This window comes from Saccharothrix saharensis, from assembly GCF_006716745.1.
GTDB classification, from domain to species: Bacteria; Actinomycetota; Actinomycetes; order Mycobacteriales; family Pseudonocardiaceae; genus Actinosynnema; species Actinosynnema saharense.
The window spans coordinates 8,175,048-8,191,117 of record NZ_VFPP01000001.1; the positions used below are offsets into that span (position 1 = coordinate 8,175,048).

The following is a 16,070-nucleotide window of genomic DNA, read 5'->3' on the forward strand; positions in this document are numbered from 1 at the left end:
CCCCGCATTTTTCGGACGAGCGGGGTCACCGCGACCCGGCGTGCTCCTCGGTGGACGCGGGTCGCGGCGCGAGGACGTTCGCGAACCCGACCGCCAGCAGGCACAGCGCCACCGGCACCAGGAACGCCACGTTCAGCGGGATCCAGTGGGCCAGGCCGCCGATCAGCGCCGGACCGGCGAGCAGACCCACGTAGCCGAGGCCGACGACGCGGGCCATCAGCGCGCCGGACGAGCGCTGGTCCAGGTTGCCCGCCGCGGAGAACAGCTGCGGCACGCTGCCGGACAGGCCGAGGCCGAACAGCGCCCAGCCCGCGAACGCGAGCAACACCCACGGCGAGAACACCACGAGCGTGAGGCCGAACGCGGCCAGCGCCGCCCCGTACCGCACGATCGCGACCGGGCCGACGAGGGCTGCGACCCGGTCGGTGGCGAACCGGCCCACGGTCATCGCCACCGCGAACGAGCCGTAGGCGAACGCGGCGGTGCTGGTGGAGGTGCCCAGGACGTCCTCGGCGTGCAGCGCGGCCCAGTCGTTGGCGACGCCCTCGGCGAGCATCATGGCGAACGCGATGGCGCCCAGCAGCCACACCAGCTTGGTGGACGGCTTGGCGGCCGGGACGTCCGAGGCGGTCTCCTCGGCCTCGGGGCGGCCGTCCATCAGGAACCGGCCGGTCACCAGCGACACCACGATGGTGAACGCGCCGCACGCGCTCAACGTCACCGCCGTGGGCACCTCGGCGCCCAGCGTGGCCGCGCCGACGAGCGCGGCGATCGCGCCGCCGATCGACCACATCGCGTGGAACGCCGCCATGATCGGCCGCGGGTAGGCGCGTTCGACCACCACGGCGTGGGAGTTCATGGCCACGTCGATCGTGCCGTTGCCGAAGCCGAAGCACAGCAGGGCCAGGCCGAGCGTCCACCACGACGTGGCCAGGCCGGGGAAGAACAGGGCGATGCCGAGCAGCACCCCGGCGGCGGGCAGGAGCCTCCGCTGACCCCACCGGTCGGCGAGCGGCCCGGCGACCTGCATCCCGAGGAACGCCGCACCGCCGAGCACGAGCAGCAGACCGCCGAGGGCGCTGTGCGAGATGCCGGTCGCGCGCTCGATGGTCGGGATGTGCACCACCCACAGGCCGACGGCGAACCCGTTGAGGGTGAAGTAGGTCCAGGTCGCGACGCGGGCGGCACGCGGCAGGGCGGTCGTCACAGGGTCTCCAGTCGTTCGGCTGCGTGCACGAGCACCCCGCGCGCGGCCAGCTCGCGGCGCACGGCGGCGGGGGAGTCGGTGTCGGTGACCAGCACGTCCGGCCGGTCGGCGGGGCAGACGTGGGCGAGCGCGGTGCGGTCGAACTTCGTGCTGTCGGCGAGCACGACCGTGCGCCCGGACACGGCCATCGCCTGCTGCTTCACCTCGGCGTCGGCCAGGTCGTGCGCGGTGAGCCCGGCGTCGAGGTCGAAGGCGCACGGGCTGAGCACGGCGACGTCGAAGCGCAGCGCCCGCAGCGACGCCAGCGCCAGCGGGCCGACCATGGCCAGCTCGCCGGGCCGGGGCTCACCGCCGGGCAGCAGCAGCCGCACCTCGGGCGCGTCGAGCAGCTCGCGGACCGCGTGCAGCGACAGCGGCATCACGGTGACCGGCCGGCCGCGCAGCAGCTTGGCGACCTCGACCGCGGTGGTGCCGCTGTCCAGCACGATCGTCTCGCCGTCGCGGATGAGTTCGACGGCGGCCGCGGCGATGGCGCGCTTCGCGTGGTGCGCGGTCGCGGTCCGCGCGGTGAACGGTGGCTCGACGCCCGCCGGGCTCAGCGGCACCGCCCCGCCGTGCACCCGGCGCAGCACGCCGCCGGCGGCGAGCAGGTCGAGGTCGCGGCGGATGGTCATCTCGGACGCACCGGTGGCGGCGGCCAGCTCCGCCACGGCGACCTGCCCGCCGGAGCGGAGCCGTTCGGTGATCACCCGGTGGCGGTCGGCGCTCTTCACGTGAGCAACCGTCGCAAATCATGTGCGTTCGAACAAGTACTTTGTGCTTACGGTCGCTTTTTCGGTCTTTCCCGGTCAGGTGGACGTGCCCAGCTCCTCGACGGCCTCGACCAGCGGGCGCAGCCCGGGTTCGTGGCGGGCCTCGTCCAGCGCCGCCTGCATCGCCGCGCCGTGGGTGGGACGGGCGGCCTCCAGCGGGGCGAAGCCGGCCTCCGCGACGTCGGTGCGGGTGCCGCGGCGGTCGGTGGGGCACAGGTAGCGCGACAGCAGGCCGCGGTCCTCCAGCCTGGTGACCATGCGGGTGGCCGCGCGGCCTGGAGGGCGCGTTCGACCCGGGCCTCGATCCGGTCGTGCAGCGCGGAGAGCGCGCGCTCGTGGCCTCGGCCATCGGAGCATTCGGGATCGGCACCACGAGTTCGTGATCATGGGTTGCTGCCCGGGGTCGCCACCGGGTTCGGGGTGCCGCCGCAGCCGCAGCCGGAGCCGGCCCACTCCACCGGTCCGCCCGGCGGGGACTCGCTCGACCTGCCCTGGGTGTCGCTCCCGCGTGTGATCAGCCACGCAGTCGTCTTGGCGGGATCCTTACGGCCCGAGGTGCGGCGGATCGACTTGCCGGCGTGTTGACTGCCCCGTGTGGACAGTCCGGTAGGGGACAGGGGAGAGCGCATGACCGTCACGCCGCCGCGCGTGGTTCCGGCCCGGGTGGACAGCCCGGTCCGACCGGCCGCCCCGTCGTCCCGGCTCGGCCACTGGCTCCTGGAGCACCGCGTCCAGCCGGTCGGACCCGCGGGAACCGAGCAGCACGCCAAACCGACGGCGTGGTGGAAGGTCATGTGCCTGACCGGGGTGGACTACTTCTCCACCCTGTCCTACCTGCCCGGCATCGCCGCGTTGGCGGCGGGCGCGGTCTCGCCGTTGGCGACGTTGCTGATCGTGGCGCTGACGCTGCTCGGGATGCTGCCGATGTACCGCCGGGTGGCCCGGGAGAGCCCGCACGGCCAGGGCTCGGTGGCGATGCTGGAGGACCTGCTCCCGTTCTGGCGGGGCAAGCTGTTCGTGCTGGTGCTGCTGGGGTTCGTGGCCACCTCGTGGATCATCACGATCACGTTGTCGGCCGCCGACGCGTCGGTGCACGCGCTGGAGAACCCTCGGGCCCCGGAGTTCCTGCACGGGCAGGAGGTGCTGGTCACCGTCGTGCTGCTGCTGGTGCTCGGCGGGGTGTTCCTGCTCGGGTTCAGCGAGGCGGTCGGCGTGGCCATCCCGCTGGTCGCGCTCTTCCTGCTGCTCAACGCGGTGGTCGTCGTGGCGGGTGTGCTGGAGGTGCTGTCCGGGCCCGTCGCGCTGGACCGGTGGCTGGACGCGCTCACCGCCGGTGGCGGCGGCGTCGCCGGGGTGGTCGGCCCGGCCCTGCTGGCGTTCCCGCTGCTGGTGCTGGGGTTGTCCGGGTTCGAGACGGGCGTGAGCATGATGCCCCTGGTGGCCGCCGACGGCCGCACGCCGGAGGAACGGCTGGACAACCGGGTCCGCAACACGCGCAAGCTGCTCACCACCGCCGCCGTGATCATGTCGGTCTACCTGGTCGCGACCAGCTTCGTGACCACGGTCCTGGTGCCGGTGGAGCAGTTCGAGCCCGGCGGCGCGGCCAACGGCCGGGCCCTGGCCTACCTCGCCCACGAGCTGCTCGGCGAGTGGGTCGGCACCGCCTACGACATCAGCAGCATCCTGATCCTGTGGTTCGCGGGCGCGTCCGCGATGGCCGGGCTGATCAACATCGTGCCGCGCTACCTGCCGTCCTACGGCATGGCCCCGGAGTGGGCCCGCGCGGTGCGACCGGTCGTGCTGGTCTACACGGCGGTCTGCGTCCTGATCACGGTCCTCTTCCGCGCCGACGTCAACGCCCAGGCGGGCGCCTACGCCACCGGCATCCTGGCCATGATGGTCTCCGCCTCGGCCGCCGTGACGCTGTCGTGCGCGCGGCAGGGGCGGCGGCGCGCGGCGGTCGCGTTCACCGTGCTGACGTCGATCCTGCTGTACGCGCTGGTGGAGAACGTGATCGAGAAGCCGGACGGCATCACCATCTCGGTCTTCTTCATCCTCGGCATCATCGCCGTCTCCCTGGTCTCCCGCGTCAGCCGCACCACGGAGCTGCGCGCCGACCACGTCGAGTTCGACGACGACGCCCGCCGGTTCATCGCCGACTCCATCGCCCACGACGGCGCGCTGACGCTGATCGCGAACCGGCGCCAGGCCGGTGACGCGGCGGAGTACGCGGAGAAGGAGGCCGAGCAGCGCGGCGCGAACCCGGTGCCCGGCCAGGCCGACGTGCTGTTCCTGGAGATCGACGTGGTGGACCCGTCGGACTTCAGCGACGTGCTCCAGGTCCGGGGCGTCGAGGTCGACGGCCACCGCGTGCTGCGCGCCGGGAGCCCCGCCGCGCCCAACGCCATCGCCGCGATCCTGTTCGTGCTGCGCGACACCACCGACGTCCTGCCGCACTGCCACTTCGCGTGGAGCGAGGGCAACCCGGTCGGGCACCTGTTCCGCTACCTGTTGCTGGGGCGCGGCGACACGGCACCCGTGGTCCGCGAGATCATCCGCACCAACGAGCGCGACGAGGCCCGCCGTCCCCGCGTCCACGTGGGCGGGTGAGGGTTCAGCCGTCCTCGGTGAGGCGCGCCAGGGTGCGGCGGCCCAGCCGGCTCATCGTCGGGTTGCTCCCGACGTAGTACCAGGCGAGCCCCATCGCCTGCTCGAACGCCCACGCCCGGCCGCGTCGCCACTGGAGGTCGTCGCACCCGAGGGCGTCGCGGAACGCCCGCCGCGGCACCGGTCCGAGCAGGTGCCACGCGCCGACGAGGTCCAGGGCGGGGTCGGCGGGTCCGAGGCCGCCGACGTCGATGACCCCGCTCAGCCGACCCCCGGCCACCAGGACGTTCCCGGGGATCAGGTCACCGTGGGTCATCACGTCGTCGTCCTCGCGCGGCAGGTCGCGCAGGTCGCGCCACAGCTCGCGCAGCCGCGGCACGTCCAGGAGGTCGCCGCTGCGCTCGAAGCAGACCTCCACCCACTCGTCGTGGGACCGCAGGTCGCCGCCTCGACCTCGTCCCCGGAACGTCCGCCCCCGCGTGTCGATCGCGCGGACGCCTTCGACGAACTCGGCCAGGTCGCGTGCGAACCCGACCGACCCGCCCGGGTCCTCGTCGGTCGCGACGGTCCCGGGCAGCCAGGTCTGCACCGCCCAGGGCAACGGGTAGCCCTCCCCGGGCTCACCGACCGCGACCGGCTCCGGGGTGCGGAACCCGGTGCGGCCCAGCAGTTCGCGCGCCGCGTCGGCCTCGGACTCCAACGATTCCCGCACCGACCCGACCTCCCCGGGCCGCAGCGGGAAGCGGGCCGCGAACCGGTCGCCGACGCGGAAGGTGGCGTTGACCGTGCCCTCCGAGGCGACTCGCGTCACGGGTGAGTCCCGCCACCGGGGGAACTGGGCGTCCACGAGCCGACGCACGGTTTCCGGTGACACGGTCAGCTCGTCCTGGTGCATCCGCATGGCACGAGCTTCACACGACGACGTCCAGCACACCCATCATGCCCAGGTCCTCGTGCGAGGCGATGTGGCAGTGATAGACCGTGCGTCCCGGTTCGCCGCGGAACGGGACGGCGATCGTGACGGTGCCGCCCGGTGGGACGTTGACGGTGTCGCGCCAAGCCCGCAGCGGCTCCGGGACGCCGTCGCGGTGCAGCACCTGGAACGGGTAGCTGTGCAGGTGGAACGGGTGGTCGGTGGTGTGCTCGTTGACGACCTCCCACACCTCCAGCGTGCCCAGGCGGGCCTCCAGGTCCACGCGGTGGTGGTCGAACGTCCTGCCGTCGAGCGTGAAGTGGTCGGTTCCCGTGCCGCCGAAGGCGATCCGGCGGCGGCGCACGGCCGCGGTCTCGTCCAACGCCTCCACCTCGCCCAGCCGGGTGGGCACCGGGACCGGGGTCAGGCCCAATGGCACGTCGAGCGCGGCCAGCCGGAGCGCGGTGCTCGTCGCCCCACCCGGGCCGTAGACCGAGTACGGCAGCGCGGTCAGCTCCAGCCGCCCGGCCGTGCTGGTGTCCACCAGCACCTCGGCGCGTTCACCGGGGGCCAGCAGGACCTCGGTGACCTCGACCGGCTCGGTGACGAACCCGCCGTCGGTCGCGACCAGGTGCAGGGGCGTCCAGTCGCCCGACCGCAGCACGCCGACCAGCAGGTGGTCGCCCGCGGTGGCGTTGAGCAGGCGCAACCGGGTCCGGCCGGCGGTGGGCGTGAGCACGGGCCGGACGACGCCGGCGACGCGGAGGTCGGCGCCGGTGCGGGTGATCATCAGGAGCCGGTCGTCGCACGCCTCGAGCAGGTCGTCGGTCGCGCCGGTGACGACGACCGGCCCGGCGAGACCCGCCAGCAACTGTCGTTCGACATCGCCGTGCGCGTGGGGGTGGTACCAGTAGGTGCCGGCCACACCCCCCGGGCACGACGAACTCCTGCGCGCTCGTCGCACCGGGGGCTTGGTGGGTCAGCGGTGCGTCCACGGCGGGTGCGAGGGGCAGCCCGTGCAGGTGGAGGCTGCTGTCGACGTCGAGGTCGTTGCGGAACTCCAGCCGGACCCGGTCGCCCTCGCGGAGCTTGACCAGCGGGCCCGGCGCGGAACCGTTGTAGCGCAGGGAGTTCCCGGCCGGTGCGGCGACCAGCTCACCGCGCAGCACGCCGTCCGGGCCCACGCGCAGCGGGAGGGTGGTGGGTCGGGGGAGTGCCGGGCCGTCGGCCGGTCCGGCGGGCGTGGCGCGCAGCAGCGGAACACCGGCCGCGACGAGGCCGACCGCGGTCAGGCCGCCCGCGATCAGCGCGGTCCGGCGGGACACCGTCCGCTCAGCCATGGTGGTGCGCCCCGGTCTCCACCTCGTGGGTGGCGGCGGTCAGCGCGTCCTCGGTGACCGTCAACCGGCCGACCATGCCCTTCTCGCGGTGGTCACCCGCCGCGCAGTGCACCGCGTACCGGCCCGGCGCGGCGTCCACCACGGTGATCCGCGTGCGGCCGCTGGGCACCTCGACGTCCACGCCCAGCCCGGTGATCGTGAAGGTGTGGTTGTCGTCGGTGTCGTTGGTGAACCTGAACGCCACCGGCTGACCCCGGCCGACGCGCAGCTGGGCGGGGGAGAACCGGAAGTTCGCCAGGTCGACGGTCGGCAGCGCGGCGATCTGCTCGTCGGTCAGCGACGCGGTGTCGTCGGACTGGGGCCACACCACCACCAGTGCCGCCGCCAGCGCCACCCCGACGGCCGCGCCACCGCCCACCCCGACGAGCCGATCACCGGCACCCCCGGCCGGGCGCAACGCCAGGACCAACGACGACACGACCGCCACCCCGGCGGCCGACACGATCGCCGCAGCCACCGCGAACGGTGCCACGTCGGCGGGCCGGACCAGGTCGAACGCGAGGTCGACGGGCCGGAAGAACACCACCGACACCGCCACCGCGATCGTCACGACCGGCGCCACCCGCGCACCTCGCCACAGCAGCACGGCCGCGAGCAGGGGGAAGACCGAGACGGCCGCCATCGCGGGGTTCGGCTGTCCGGCCAGGACCAGGAAGGCGACGGCGTTCGCCACGGCGAGGACGCAGGTGGCGGCGAGCGCGGTGGTCGGGGACGTTGTTCGGCGTTCGACGGCAGGGGCGGTCATGACGGCTCCCGGATCTGTGATTGATTAGTCACTCACTACGGCTACAGCTCACCGTCAAGCCTGCGCCGTTGTCAAGCCTGGCTCTATAAGGCTGAGAAGGTGCCGTGTGCGCCCATGTGAGTGTTCAGTCAATCTCGGGATGTGGTAACGGCTGGCTGAACCGCGCCGATGACCGGGTACATCCGTTCCGTGTGAGGGGGTGCCTCGTGGAGGACCCTGCAGCAGGCCTGTTCGTGCTGAAGGCCGAGGTCCCGGTCGTCGTCACCGGCGAGGAGGACCACCAGGCGTGGCTGGCGAGGTACGCCGTCGCGCCGGGTGGGAACTGGCGAGTCGTGGTCGCCCTGACCTGGTGCACGATCACCACCGGCCGGTACCGGGGTCAGTACGCCATCGAAGTCCGGTTGGACGGCCGGCGGGTCGGCGAGCTGACGTACTTGATGTCACGGCGGTACGCGGAGCTGATGGGGGCGGTGATCGACGCCGGCGGCCACCCGGGCTGCGAGGCGGTGGTCCAGGTCGGCGAGCGGGGTCACGAGATCGTGGTCTACCTGCCGCGTGACCCGGCGGGTGTCGTGCCCCCTGGGTGTTTCGCCCCTCCGGTGCGGAAGAGGTCACGGCGTCCGATGTGGATCGCCGCCGGGGCCGTGGTGGTCGTGTTCGGCATCATCGGGAACCTCGTGGATAGCAGACAGTCCACAACGGACTCAGCTGATCCGCTCAGCACGGCTGCGGCCCGCACGACCACCACCACGCCGACGACCGCAGTGCCACCCAGGACCACCACCTCCACCACCGCGCCAACCACAACCACGGCCACGACGACCACCACGACGACCGTCGAACCGGCACCGCCGCCACAGCGCCAGCCCGAACCGCAGCCGCAGCCGCAGCCCCAACCGCAGCCGCAGCCGCAGCCGCAGCCCCAACCCCAACCCCAACCCCAACCGCAGCCGCCGCCGCCGCCGCAGCCGCGAACCGAAGCACCGCCGCCGCCGGCACCCGACCAGGGCTGTCATCCCAGCTACACGCCCTGCGTGCCGATCGCGGACGACGTCGACTGCGAGGGCGGCTCCGGCGACGGGCCCGCGTATGTGCGCGGGCCCGTGACCGTCATCGGGCCGGACGTGTACCGGCTCGACGCCGACAACGACCGCGAGGGCTGCGAATGACGCGGCTTCCGTCCGCCTTGGGCGTTACCAGGTGATCGGCAGGGTGGCGATGTAGTCCTTGAGCAGGCCCGAGATCAGGCGGTGGTCGTTGAGGGAGAAGTGCCAGTCGCAGCCGAGGCGGTCCAGGCCGGGGTTGTCGTAGTTCCAGAAGCGGACCCGGTCGTCGCCGCGGGCGTTGCGATCGGTCACCACCTGGCGGGCCGTGTCGGCGAAGAGGTCGGTGGCGCTGACCACGATGACCGTGTCCGGCCCGTACTGGGTGCGCAGCTTGTCCAGGAAGCCCTGGTACGCGGTCTTGTAGGCGGTGGCCAGGCTCTCCGGCGTCCACGGTTCACCGGGGTTGATGGCGGTGGAGAAGTCGTTGGTGCCCAGGCCGACCACGACGAGCTGCGGGCGCCAGGTGTCCGGGTTGCGCCACACGTCGCCGGTGACGTTCTGCAGGCCGCGGTCGTAGTAGGTGCGGAACGAGGTGCCCGGCTCGCCGCCGTTGTAGTTGCGCACCATGCCGCGGCCGGAGTGGGCGTTGACCTGGTAGTCGGCGCCCAGGCCGCGCGCGGTCAGCGCGCCGAACGCCAGGTCGGTGTTGGTGTTGCGGTCGACGCCGCCGTTCGCCGAGCAGTCGCGCGTGGTGGAGAGGTTGCCGTAGCCGGCGGTCAGCGAGTCGCCGATGAACTCGATCTGGCGGGTGCGGGCGGCGGGCTTGTCCAGCACCTGGCCGCCCGCGGCGGGGAGGAACCCGCCGAACTCGCCCGCGGCCCAGGGGCTCTCGGTGCGCTTGACCAGGCGGACGGTGTGCTCGGCGTTCGTCAGCCCGGTGATCCAGCGGGTGGTCCGGCCGGGCGTGATCAGGGACGCCACGGTGGTCCCGTCGACCTGGACGTCGTAGTCGTTGGCGGCGTCGTTGAGCACGATGCCGACGCCGGTGCCGCGGAACCGGCTCTCGAAGTAGATGCCCGGCCAGGTGTAGCGGGCGGTGTCCTCGGTGGCCCGGACCCGGCCCACGGTGTGCGTCCGGCTGAGGACGTCGCCCGCCGGAGGTGTGGTCGTGGTGGTGGTTGTGGTCGTCGTCGTGACGGTGGAGCCGGTGCACGCGGTGCCGTTGAGCGTGAACTCGGTGGGCACCGGGTTGGACCCGGTCCACGAGGCGTTGAAGCCGAACGCGGCGCTCGCCCCGGTGGCGAGCCGGCCGTTCCAGCTCAGGTTGTCGACCTCGACCCGCGCGCCCGACTGGCGCACCGCGCCGTTCCAGAGCTGGGCGACCTGCTGCCCCGCGGCGAACGACCACGCCACCCGCCAGCTCGGCACCGGGTCGCCGAGGTTGGTGACGGTCACGTTCGCGTTGAAGCCGCCGGTCCACTGGTTGGCCACCTGGTAGGTGACCCGGCAGCCGGTGGCCGCCTGGGCGGGCGCGTGGGTGACGGCCGTGGCGGTCAGGGCCGCGGCCACCGCGGTGACGACCGCGCCGGCGACCGCCGGCCGGGACCGATGACGCGTGCTGTGCACCTGGACCTCCACAAGGCATCGTTGTCTGGGAGCGCTCCCGGAAGACGGTAACGAAGATGTTGCGCATCGAGAAGGGTCAGGGCGGGTACGGCTGCGGTCGCGTATCGATTGGTGGGTGGCGCGGCACCACCCGCGAACCGCCCTGAGGTCCACAGAGGACTGACGAGCGGCTCGCCCGTGGGGCGGGACCGGGCGGACCGCGGCGACCCCGTCACCCGATGGTTCGGTTCGGCCGCGCAGATCCGGCCCCGTACGGCTCCCGGTGCCAGCATCGGGGGACGCGGATCGGGTACGACGGAGGAGCGCGAGATGCCGGTCTCATGGCGGTTCCTGGTGGTCCTCGCCGTCGGCGCGGTCACGGTGTCGAGCACGGCCGCCACGCCTGCCGAGGTCGTGACCAGTCGGTCGGGAGCCGTGCTGGAGCTGGACGGCGACTCGTTGACCTGGGCGCGGTTGGTGGAGGTGCTCGAAGCCGACCACGTGACCGTCCGGCTGGGACTGAGATCCCGGCAGCGGATGGCCGAGACCCGCCGGGGCGCGGAGGCGGCGCTGGCGGCCGGGCAGCGGGTGTACGGGTGGAACCAGGCGTTGGGCCCGTTGAAGGACGAACCGCTGCCGGAGGTCGACCGGGTGGAGTTCCAGCGCCGGGTGCTGCGCTCGCACGCGGCCGGCGTCGGGCCCGCGCTGTCGGACCGGGTTGCCCGGTTGGCGCTGGTGTTGCGGGCCAACACGATGGCGCGTGGCGCGATGGGCGTGCGGCCGGAGTTCGTCGACCGGATCCTGGACCTGGTCAACGCGGGCGTGACGCCGCGGATGCCGGAGATCGGGTCGCTGGGCACCGGCGACCTCCAGCCGATGGCCGCGGCCGGCCTGGTGCTCACCGGCGAACCCGCGCCCGCCCGCTTCGCCGGACGGGAAGGTCCCGCGCCGGACATCCTCGCCGCGGCCGGCCTCCCGCCGTCGTTCCGGCTGGAGCAGGGCGAGGCGCTGCCGCTGATCAGCGGCAGCAGCGTGGTCACCGCCCGGTACGTCGACGCCGTCGTGCGCGCCGAACGGCTGGTCGACACCTACGAGGGCGCGTTCGCGCTGTTCCTGGAGGCGACCCGGGCCGAGCAGGGCGCGTTCGACGCCCGCACCCACGACGAGCGGCGCATCCCCGCCGAGGTCGAGGCGGCCCGCGTGACCAGGGCGCTGGTCTGCGGCACCGGCTGGATGACCGACGAGGGCCGCGAAGCGCTGGGCGAGGAGGGACCGCGCATCCAGGACGCCGTGTCCGTCCGCGCCACCCCGCACGTCGTCGGGGCGCTGCGCCAACGCCTGGCCGACGCCCGCGGCCACGTCGAGCGCGAGGCCAACGCCTCGACCTCCAACCCGCTGGTGTTCCCGAAAGCGGGTGGCGGCCACGAGTTCGTCATGGGCGGCAACTGGGACGCCGCCCTCCTCGGGCACGAGATCGACTCGCTCACCGCGCAGGTCACCGACCTGGGCGTGCTGTCGCAGGAGCTGTCCGCGCGGCTGCTGGCCGAGAAGTGGAGCTACGACCTGCCCGCGAACCTGGCCGGGGGAGCGGTGGGCCTGAACTCCGGCATGGTGCAGGTGCAGTCCGTCGCGGTGGCGCTGGTGCCGGAGATGCAGCAGCTCGCCACGCCCGCCGGCACGCTGTCGCGCCCGGCGAAGTTCGGGCAGGAGGACCACAACACGATGGCGATGGCGTCGGTGCGCGCCCTGCACGCCGACCTGGACCGCCTGGAGACGGTGCTGGCCGTGCACGTGCTGATGGCGGCCCAGGGCATCGACCTGATCAAGGACAGGATGGCCGCGTTCCCGCTGGGCGCGGGCACCGACCGGTTGCACCGGGTGGTGCGGCGGCACATCGAGCCCCTGGCCGACGACCGGTACCTCACCCCGGACCTGGAACGGGCGACCGACCTGGTGCGCGGCGGCGAGTTCGGCCGGGAGGTGCGCGCCGCGCTCGCCCCGGAGCACAACAGGTGCGCGGCCTGACGGGTCAGGCCGTCGGGACGGTGTCCCCGGCCTCGCGCCGGGCGGCGTGCAGGTCGGGGAACGCCAACCGCACCCGGCTCGCCAGGTGGCGCGCACCGGCCGTGCCGCCGGTGCCCGGCTGGTCGCCCAGCATCCGCCGCACCACGGCCAGGTGCCCGGCCTGCCAGTCCCGGTACCCGCGCGCCACGGCGGACATCGCCTCGGCCACCCGGCGCAACGGTCCGCCCGACCGCCACACCTCGGGCAGCGTCACGCCCGCGGCGGCGACGGCGTCGGCCAGGGCGGTGGCCAGCGGGCCCTCGGTCGGCCCGAAGCCGAGCACCCGCTCCAGCGCGGCGAACTGGCGGGACTGCGCGCCGCTGGCCGTGCCCAGGTAGGGGCGGAACCGGGCGAAGCACGCCGGCGGCAGCCGGTCGAGCACGTCCAGCTGGGCCCGCAGCACCCCGAACAGCGCGGCCGCCCGCTCCACGTGCTCGGCCGCCGCGCCCGTCGAGCCGTGCCGCAGGGCGCTCGCGGCGACGTCCAGGTCCAGCAGCAGTTGCGCCAGCCACAGCTCGCTGGCCTGGTGCACCACGATGAACAGGTGCTCGGCCGAGCGGACCGCGTCCGACTCCCGGTCCGACACCTCGGCGGGCGCCTGCGGCCGCTGCAACGACAGCAGGGCGTCCAGGCACAGGTAACCCGAGTAGTCCAGGGTCACGGCGGTGCTCCTCCCTTCGGTGACGGTGACCGCGGCCTCAGCCGTTGGCCGGCAGCAGCAGGCCGTGCGCGGCGAACTCCTCCTCGGCCCCGGGCACCTCGAACACGCCGGCGGACCGGAACACCCGCACGGTGGCCCGGCAGATGTGGGCGGCGCGGGCGTCACCGGCACCGGGGCCGTAGGAGTCGGCGACCACGGCACGGGCGGTGTCGTCGTCCAGGCCCGCCAGCCGCAGCGCGCCCCGCACCGGCTTGACGTCCCAGTTCAGGCACGCCTTGACCAGCTCGGGCAGGGCGCGGGCGACGGGCGCGCGCAGGCCGGGGTCGAGCTGGGTCCACAGGCGGTGGAAGAAGTCGGCGAAGAACCGGTGGTGGTGGCCCTCGTCCTTGGCGTGGTCGCGGGTCAGGTCGCGCACCACGGTCAGCACGGTGGGGTCGTTCGGGATCTCGTTGAGCACCGCCGTGATCATCGTTTCGAAGACCACGACCTGGAGCAGCGGCACCACGGCGGGCGTGTCGGGCAGCAGCCGCGCGCCCGCGTCCTCCAGTGCGTCCACGAAACCGCCGTAGTCCCACGGCGGCAGCGGCACCCCGGTCTCGCGGGCGATCTGGTCGGCCAGGTCGAGGCTGTAGAGGGAGTGGTAACCCTCGTCGCAGTAGACCTTGAACGCGTCCATCCTGGCCTGCACCGGCAGGTCCACCCCCGACCGGTTGTTCGCGATCAGCTCGGCGGCCCGGTTGACGATCCTGGTCTCCAGGTGCGCCGTGGACAGCAGGAACTGGTACAGGTGGCGGATGGAGAGGTCTCGGCGGGCCCGGTCGGGCAGCGCGGCCACCGCCTCGTGCGCCAGGTGCGGGATGTGCTGGGCCGGGTAGAACACCTTGCCCTGGTCGGTCTCGTCGTGGAAGAGCCGGCGCGCGCCGCCGCGCACGCCGGCGGTCTCGTACCAGGACGCGAACGGACTGCTCATGGGGTGCTCCTCGACGGTGCGGTGGCCGTGGCCAGGCGGTCGATGCCGGTGGTGACCAGGTCGGCGGGCACGGCGTGGCACAGCCGGAACCAGCCGGGTCCGGGCGCGCCGAACGCGGACCCGGGCAGGACGTTGACCCGCGCCGCCCTGGTCCGTCGCCACAGCCGGTCCTCGGCGGCGAACGTCGGTTCGTCGAGCCGGTCGCGCAGGTCGAGCCAGATGCTCAGCCCCGCGCTCGCGGGCACGTGCCGGATGCCGTGTGCCGTCAGCAGGGCCGAGGCGTGCGCGTGGGACCCGCCCAGCCGGCGGCCGTTCTCGGCGAGCAGCGCGGAGACCCGTTCCCCGTCGGACAGCAGGTCGCACAGCAGGGCCTGGGTGTCGGTGGAGACGGTGGCGAAGTAGGCCAGCGCGCGGGCCGCGTCCCGGGTCGGCCGGGCGGGGCGCAGCACGCCGACCTTGAGCCCGGACAGGCCGAAGTCCTTGGCGAACCCCCAGATCACGTGCACCCGGTCGGCGTGGGGGCCCAGCACGGCGGGGTCCAGCACGCTGACGAACGGCTCGGGACCGAACGCGCAGTGCGCGTGGATCTCGTCGCTGATCACGTCCAGGTCGTGCTCGGCGGCCACGCGCAGCAGGTCGCGCAGCACCGGGGCGGGGTACACCGCGCCGTGCGGGTTGGCGGGCGAGCTGAGCGCCACCGCGCGCACGGTCTCGCCTTGGCGGCGGAGCTCGCGCACGGTCCGGTCGATGACGTCGACGTCGAGCGCGAAACCGGTGTCCGGGCTCATCGGCGCCGGCGCGAGCCGGGCCCCGGAGCGGTCGGTCAGGTCACCGGCGAACGCGGAGTAGTAGGGAGCGGGCACCACGATCACGTCACCCGGGTCGCACGTGACCGTGGCCGCGATGTCCAGCGCCGCCGTGGCACCCGCCGTGATGACCAGGTCGTCCGGGTCGACCGGGGCGTGCCACGTCCCGCCGAGCAGCCGGGCGACGGCGGCGCGCAGCGGCGCGGTCCCGTGCGGCAGGCCGTAACGCGTGTCGACCGGAGTCCGCCGGGCGGTGAGGAGCGGCTGGAGCACGTCCTCCAGCAGCCGGTTCTCGGCGGTGCCGAGGTTCACGTGCCCGGACGGGTTGTCGACCGGGTGGAACGGGTCGGCCTCGGCCTCGAAGTGGGCGGTGGCGATGACGGGCGCGCCCGCGGCGAGCCGGGCGGCGGCGCGGGAGGTCATCGGACCGCGCTCCGCTCGGCCGCGGGACCGGTGAGCAGGCCGGGGTGCGCGCCCAGGCCCATCGACGCGTCGATCACCGCGCCGTGCAGCAGCGCCGCCGCGGGCTGCGCCAGCCAGTGGATCAGCTCGGCCACCTCGTCGGGCCGGATCAGCCGGCCGCCGGGCAACCGGGCCAGCAGGGCGTCACGGGCCTCGGGGGAGAGCCCGTCGAACGTGCTGGCGCGCAGCATCTCGGTGTCCACCGCGCCGGGGCACACCGCGAAGACGCGCACCGGCTCGTGCGCCAGCTCGGCGGCCAGGTGGCGGGTCAGGTAGGTCAGCGCCGCCTTGCTCATGCCGTCGGCGACGTGGAAGCCGGGGAACGTGGCGATGCCGCCGCCCACGCTGGCGACGTTGACCACCACGCCGCCGCCCCGGTGCAGCATGTCCGGCAGCACCTGCTGCGCCAGCCACAGCGGGCCGAGGCTGTTGACCCGGAAGAACGCGGCCGCCTGCTCGGCCTCGCCGTCGACCTGCGACTCCACCGTCTTCGAGCCGACGGCGGCGTTGTTGACCAGCACGTCGACCGGACCGGGCAGCTCGGCCGCCAGCCGCTGGTGCGACACCCAGTCGCCCTGCTCGAACGGGAACGCCACGACCTCGGCGCCCGCCGCGGCGTGCTCGGCGACGATCCGCTCGGCCCGGTCGCGTCCGCTGCGGTAGGTGAACCACACGCGGTCGCCCGCGGTGGCGAACCGCGCGACGGCGGCCCGGCCGATCCCGCTGGAGCCGCCGGTCACCAGGACGGTCCGCATCACTGTCTCCTGTCGGT

Annotated in this window: 14 protein-coding genes and 1 pseudogene; 3 read left to right on the top strand and 12 right to left on the bottom strand. The window is 73.7% G+C overall.

Annotation, left to right across the window (positions count from 1 at the left end; all coding sequences use genetic code 11):
• Positions 1 to 25: 25 nt before the first annotated feature.
• The 3 genes from FHX81_RS42410 to FHX81_RS43160 all read right to left on the bottom strand — a co-directional run bounded on the left by FHX81_RS42410 (position 26) and on the right by FHX81_RS43160 (position 2,277).
• Positions 26 to 1,207, bottom strand: a complete 1,182-nt coding sequence (locus FHX81_RS42410) for an MFS transporter (protein WP_170231861.1) — start codon at positions 1,205 to 1,207, stop codon at positions 26 to 28.
• On the bottom strand, positions 1,204 to 1,980 hold the full coding sequence (locus FHX81_RS37055) for a DeoR/GlpR family DNA-binding transcription regulator (RefSeq protein ID WP_246108156.1): 777 nt from the start codon (positions 1,978 to 1,980) through the stop codon (positions 1,204 to 1,206). The genes FHX81_RS42410 and FHX81_RS37055 overlap by 4 nt, the downstream gene beginning before the upstream one ends.
• 75 nt (positions 1,981 to 2,055) lie before the next feature.
• Complete coding sequence (locus tag FHX81_RS43160) at positions 2,056 to 2,277, bottom strand: helix-turn-helix domain-containing protein (RefSeq protein WP_141983122.1); 222 nt, start codon at positions 2,275 to 2,277, stop codon at positions 2,056 to 2,058.
• A gap of 369 nt (positions 2,278 to 2,646) precedes the next feature.
• Here FHX81_RS43160 and FHX81_RS37065 point away from each other — a divergent pair, with 369 nt between their 5' ends.
• Positions 2,647 to 4,629, top strand: a complete 1,983-nt coding sequence (locus tag FHX81_RS37065; protein ID WP_141983123.1) for an APC family permease — start codon at positions 2,647 to 2,649, stop codon at positions 4,627 to 4,629.
• A gap of 4 nt (positions 4,630 to 4,633) precedes the next feature.
• Here FHX81_RS37065 and FHX81_RS37070 read toward each other — a convergent pair whose 3' ends face one another.
• The 4 genes and pseudogenes from FHX81_RS37070 to FHX81_RS37085 form a co-directional block, all read right to left on the bottom strand.
• On the bottom strand, positions 4,634 to 5,527 hold the full coding sequence (locus FHX81_RS37070; RefSeq protein ID WP_211363668.1) for an aminoglycoside phosphotransferase family protein: 894 nt from the start codon (positions 5,525 to 5,527) through the stop codon (positions 4,634 to 4,636).
• A 10-nt stretch (positions 5,528 to 5,537) separates the two neighbouring features.
• Positions 5,538 to 6,464, bottom strand: a complete 927-nt coding sequence (locus FHX81_RS42745) for a multicopper oxidase family protein (protein WP_281291770.1) — start codon at positions 6,462 to 6,464, stop codon at positions 5,538 to 5,540.
• 82 nt (positions 6,465 to 6,546) lie between these two features.
• A pseudogene (locus FHX81_RS43110) lies at positions 6,547 to 6,879 on the bottom strand (multicopper oxidase domain-containing protein); the annotation flags it as partial.
• Entirely contained in the window at positions 6,872 to 7,684 is an 813-nt protein-coding gene (locus FHX81_RS37085; RefSeq protein ID WP_141983125.1) for a cupredoxin domain-containing protein, read from the bottom strand. The gene FHX81_RS37085 and the pseudogene FHX81_RS43110, both read right to left, overlap by 8 nt.
• 206 nt (positions 7,685 to 7,890) lie before the next feature.
• On the opposite strand from FHX81_RS37085, the gene FHX81_RS37090 reads away from it, so the two are divergent.
• Entirely contained in the window at positions 7,891 to 8,853 is a 963-nt protein-coding gene (locus tag FHX81_RS37090) for a hypothetical protein (protein WP_141983126.1), read from the top strand.
• 24 nt (positions 8,854 to 8,877) lie between these two features.
• Here the strand turns inward: FHX81_RS37090 and FHX81_RS37095 are convergent, their stop codons facing one another.
• A complete protein-coding gene (locus FHX81_RS37095; RefSeq protein WP_211363669.1) occupies positions 8,878 to 10,356 on the bottom strand; it encodes a cellulose binding domain-containing protein in 1,479 nt (492 codons plus the stop codon).
• 309 nt (positions 10,357 to 10,665) lie between these two features.
• On the opposite strand from FHX81_RS37095, the gene FHX81_RS37100 reads away from it, so the two are divergent.
• Positions 10,666 to 12,360 carry an HAL/PAL/TAL family ammonia-lyase gene (locus tag FHX81_RS37100; protein ID WP_141983127.1) on the top strand — a complete coding sequence of 565 codons (1,695 nt, stop codon included), beginning with the start codon at positions 10,666 to 10,668 and terminating at the stop codon, positions 12,358 to 12,360.
• Positions 12,361 to 12,364: 4 nt separating this feature from the next.
• Here FHX81_RS37100 and FHX81_RS37105 read toward each other — a convergent pair whose 3' ends face one another.
• Genes FHX81_RS37105 through FHX81_RS37120 form a run of 4 tightly spaced genes read right to left on the bottom strand, consistent with a single transcriptional unit; the run spans position 12,365 to position 16,053 of the window.
• Positions 12,365 to 13,060 (bottom strand): tryptophan 2,3-dioxygenase family protein, encoded by a 696-nt coding sequence (locus FHX81_RS37105; RefSeq protein WP_170232310.1) that lies wholly within the window; start codon positions 13,058 to 13,060, stop codon positions 12,365 to 12,367.
• Between the two features lie 37 nt (positions 13,061 to 13,097).
• Positions 13,098 to 14,030 (bottom strand): diiron oxygenase, encoded by a 933-nt coding sequence (locus FHX81_RS37110; protein ID WP_141983129.1) that lies wholly within the window; start codon positions 14,028 to 14,030, stop codon positions 13,098 to 13,100.
• Positions 14,027 to 15,259 (bottom strand): aminotransferase class I/II-fold pyridoxal phosphate-dependent enzyme, encoded by a 1,233-nt coding sequence (locus FHX81_RS37115; RefSeq protein WP_141983130.1) that lies wholly within the window; start codon positions 15,257 to 15,259, stop codon positions 14,027 to 14,029. The genes FHX81_RS37110 and FHX81_RS37115 overlap by 4 nt, the downstream gene beginning before the upstream one ends.
• Positions 15,256 to 16,053 (bottom strand): SDR family NAD(P)-dependent oxidoreductase, encoded by a 798-nt coding sequence (locus FHX81_RS37120; protein WP_141983131.1) that lies wholly within the window; start codon positions 16,051 to 16,053, stop codon positions 15,256 to 15,258. The genes FHX81_RS37115 and FHX81_RS37120 overlap by 4 nt, the downstream gene beginning before the upstream one ends.
• Positions 16,054 to 16,070: the final 17 nt, after the last annotated feature.

Excerpts from the sequence above, each read along its gene's own strand:
- FHX81_RS43160 (WP_141983122.1), bottom strand. The coding sequence starts at position 2,277 with ATGGTCACCAGGCTGGAGGACCGCGGCCTGCTGTCGCGCTACCTGTGC.
- FHX81_RS37065 (WP_141983123.1), top strand. The coding sequence starts at position 2,647 with ATGACCGTCACGCCGCCGCGCGTGGTTCCGGCCCGGGTGGACAGCCCG.
- FHX81_RS37070 (WP_211363668.1), bottom strand. The coding sequence starts at position 5,527 with ATGCGGATGCACCAGGACGAGCTGACCGTGTCACCGGAAACCGTGCGT.
- FHX81_RS37085 (WP_141983125.1), bottom strand. The coding sequence starts at position 7,684 with ATGACCGCCCCTGCCGTCGAACGCCGAACAACGTCCCCGACCACCGCG.
- FHX81_RS37100 (WP_141983127.1), top strand. The coding sequence starts at position 10,666 with ATGCCGGTCTCATGGCGGTTCCTGGTGGTCCTCGCCGTCGGCGCGGTC.
- FHX81_RS37110 (WP_141983129.1), bottom strand. The coding sequence starts at position 14,030 with ATGAGCAGTCCGTTCGCGTCCTGGTACGAGACCGCCGGCGTGCGCGGC.
- FHX81_RS37115 (WP_141983130.1), bottom strand. The coding sequence starts at position 15,259 with ATGACCTCCCGCGCCGCCGCCCGGCTCGCCGCGGGCGCGCCCGTCATC.
- FHX81_RS37120 (WP_141983131.1), bottom strand. The coding sequence starts at position 16,053 with ATGCGGACCGTCCTGGTGACCGGCGGCTCCAGCGGGATCGGCCGGGCC.